The organism is Weizmannia sp. CD-2023 (assembly GCF_036225245.1).
GTDB classification, from domain to species: Bacteria; Bacillota; Bacilli; order Bacillales; family Bacillaceae_C; genus Weizmannia; species Weizmannia faecalis.
Genome location: NZ_JARTJQ010000154.1, coordinates 1 through 2,827, shown reverse-complemented (window position 1 = coordinate 2,827; position 2,827 = coordinate 1). Strand labels below are relative to the sequence as shown.

Below are 2,827 nucleotides of genomic sequence, written 5' to 3'. Positions count from 1 at the left end.
AAAATTACACCGAGCAAGTAAAGCACGGTAGCCGAAAGTGTACAAAAAGAGTGTCTTGGAATACCCGATATTTAAACCTTGTCGAGAAAAACTTGACACATACTCAGATCTTCCAGTATTTCATCTTTTCTTTTGTTCCTGTATAATGAATGAAAATCATTTTGTAGGTGAGCGTATGTTAAAAAAGCTTGTCTGTTGGTTCTTGGCCTCCCAGTTGCTTGTTTTGCTTTTTTCTTTTTTGGTGTATAAGCGGATCGATTTGCTTGCCTATATTAATACTTCGTTTACGATCGGGGCGCTTTTGATTCTTTTTGCCGCGTCGGTTTTAATGGCGCGGACCGGTTTTTTTGATGCGTTTGTTTACGGGTTTCAAAGAATGTCTTCCAAATTTAACGAGGAGGACGTCCGCCCGCTGTCGAAGCTGGTTACCCTGCGTGTTTCCGTGCCTCTTCTTACCGGGGTCTTCATGATGGTACTGATGGCGATCGCCCTTTTTCTGCAAAGTTCGTCCTGAAATGCCGGACATATAAAGGCTAAGTCTTGCATACAAACGGGCACTCTAGCGGACAGCGGTTTTTGACATTTTTCCTTCTTTTCATTATAATGAAACTGGTATATAGAAGCGATGAGAAAGAAGAGTACATCTGTTTATGGCATTTCAGAGAGTTTGTGGCTGGTGGGAACAAACATGCCTGCAGATGGAATGGGCTTTCGAGCTCCGGAGATGAACGGGCGGCTACCTCATTAGTTTCCGGCGTACGCCTTGCGTTAACCAGGCTCCAATTGGCATTGGAACTAAGCGGCCCATACCAGGGCACTTAGGGTGGCACCGCGGATTTATCCCATTCGTCCCTAATTTTGGATGAATGGTTTTTTTATTTTCCGGAAAAATATCAGTGTTCTAGGAGGAAGAAAGAAAATGAGGACGATTTTTTCAGGCATTCAGCCGAGTGGAACGATCCACATCGGGAACTATCTTGGGGCAATGAAGCAGTTTGTGGAATTGCAGAACAGCTTTAATTGCTATTTTTGCATTGTTGACGAGCATGCCATTACCGTGCCGCAAGACCGCCTTGAACTCCGCAAAAACATCAGGAGCCTTGCCGCTTTTTATTTGGCAGTCGGCATTGATCCGGACAAAGCAACGCTCTTTATCCAGTCGGAAGTGCCGGCGCACGCCCAGGCCGGATGGATGCTCCAATGCGTTGCCTATGTCGGCGAATTGGAAAGAATGACGCAGTTTAAAGACAAATCTGCAGGAAAAGAAAGCGTATCAGCCGGGCTTCTCACATATCCGCCGCTCATGGCCGCCGATATTCTGCTGTACAGCACGGATCTTGTGCCGGTCGGCGAGGACCAGAAACAGCATCTCGAGCTGACGAGGGATTTGGCGGAAAGGTTCAATAAACGTTATCTTGAAATTTTTACGCTGCCGGACATCAAGCTTTCCAACTCCGGAGCAAGGATTATGTCGCTGCAGGATCCGACGAAAAAAATGAGCAAATCCGATCCGAATCAAAAGGCATTTATCTCGCTGCTTGACGACCCGAAACTGGTCGACAAAAAGATTAAAAGCGCGGTTACGGATTCAGAAGGCGTAGTCAAATACGACAAAGAACGGAAACCGGGCATTTCCAATTTGCTCGACATCTATTCCAACTTCAGCGGCCTGTCCATTGAAGAGCTGGAACGGAAATATGACGGCGCCGGCTACGGTGCGTTTAAAGCGGATCTCGTTGATGTGGTGAATGAAGGGCTTGCCCCGATCCAAAAACGGTATTATGAACTGATTGAATCGGAGGAACTGGACCGGATCCTGGATAAAGGCGCGGAAAAGGCCAATATTGTAGCCGGAAAAATGCTGAGGAAAATGGAAAACGCGATGGGGCTGGGCAGAAAAAACCGCCACTAAAAAAAGCGAGTTGCGGATCGTTTCGCAACTCGTTTTTACATCAGTTCGCTTTTTTCATTGTGTTCCAGTTCCCATAGCTTTTCAAAAAAGGGCTGCCCTTTGATCATGTTTTCGCACAACTGTTCATGCTTTTTGGACCAGCCTGTTTTTGTTTCTGCATAAAGCCGCTCCCATGCATCTTCAAATGGCATAAACTGGATGTGTTCATACTGCTCCGGGCGCCATTCTGTATACCAGTACCGCACTTCCGCCGTATTTTTCGAGGAATAAAGCTGATCGAGCGCCATAAATAACAACTGCTTTAATTGCCGTTCCCTTCTTGTCAGCCCCCGCATGCATTCCGGCGACGGGGATAAAATATGATGTTCTTTCGGATGGCTGCGGTTTTCAAACGGATAGGACACCGGTTCATGCCCTTCAATCATTTCATAGACAAGTTGTTCCTGCCTCGGAATCAGCCTGCTTTTGCGGATCGGCAGCGTATAGCCGATCGTATCAACCGCCAAAATCCCTTTTCCGTCCGTCACGACAAAACAATATTCCAGCTGGATTCGTTCATGGTTTTTGCGCAAAACCGCCTTCTGGAAAACATCATTCAGCAAAGTTTGCGGCAGTTCAGCCAAATCATTTTCAATGTACTCGTATAAAAGCGTGTCCACAAATAAAAGCGGCACCTGGTCCAGCAGTTCGATCACATCGTCCCTCCGCCACTCATGGAACGGACAGACATTATAACTGTTTTCCTCCCCCTCGAACCAGTTGACCCATATATCGTGAAGATACAGCATGGATAACCCCCCGTATACTCTGTTTGTCATTCAGTATAGGCAGGGGGCAGTTAAATTATTCCTTCATTTCCGGATTCCGATGTGCAGAAAAGAAAAAGACCGGCATTCAAACCCACATTTCGCACGT

Annotated in this window: 3 protein-coding genes and 1 other annotated feature; of the genes, 2 read left to right on the top strand and 1 reads right to left on the bottom strand. The window is 46.6% G+C overall.

Features of this window, described 5'->3' with window-relative positions; all coding sequences use genetic code 11:
* The first annotated feature begins 175 nt into the window (after positions 1–175).
* Positions 176–514, top strand: coding sequence for a DUF3899 domain-containing protein (locus P9687_RS17135; protein WP_061577415.1), 339 nt, complete (start codon positions 176–178; stop codon positions 512–514).
* Between the two features lie 102 nt (positions 515–616).
* Positions 617–857: a binding site (T-box leader), on the top strand.
* A gap of 62 nt (positions 858–919) precedes the next feature.
* Complete coding sequence (gene trpS / locus P9687_RS17130; protein WP_017553949.1) at positions 920–1,912, top strand: tryptophan--tRNA ligase; 993 nt, start codon at positions 920–922, stop codon at positions 1,910–1,912.
* A 35-nt stretch (positions 1,913–1,947) separates the two neighbouring features.
* Here trpS and P9687_RS17125 read toward each other — a convergent pair whose 3' ends face one another.
* On the bottom strand, positions 1,948–2,700 hold the full coding sequence (locus P9687_RS17125) for a YjbA family protein (protein WP_035189785.1): 753 nt from the start codon (positions 2,698–2,700) through the stop codon (positions 1,948–1,950).
* Between the last annotated feature and the right edge of the window lie 127 nt (positions 2,701–2,827).

Excerpts from the sequence above, each read along its gene's own strand:
- P9687_RS17135 (WP_061577415.1), top strand. The coding sequence starts at position 176 with ATGTTAAAAAAGCTTGTCTGTTGGTTCTTGGCCTCCCAGTTGCTTGTT.
- trpS (WP_017553949.1), top strand. The coding sequence starts at position 920 with ATGAGGACGATTTTTTCAGGCATTCAGCCGAGTGGAACGATCCACATC.
- P9687_RS17125 (WP_035189785.1), bottom strand. The coding sequence starts at position 2,700 with ATGCTGTATCTTCACGATATATGGGTCAACTGGTTCGAGGGGGAGGAA.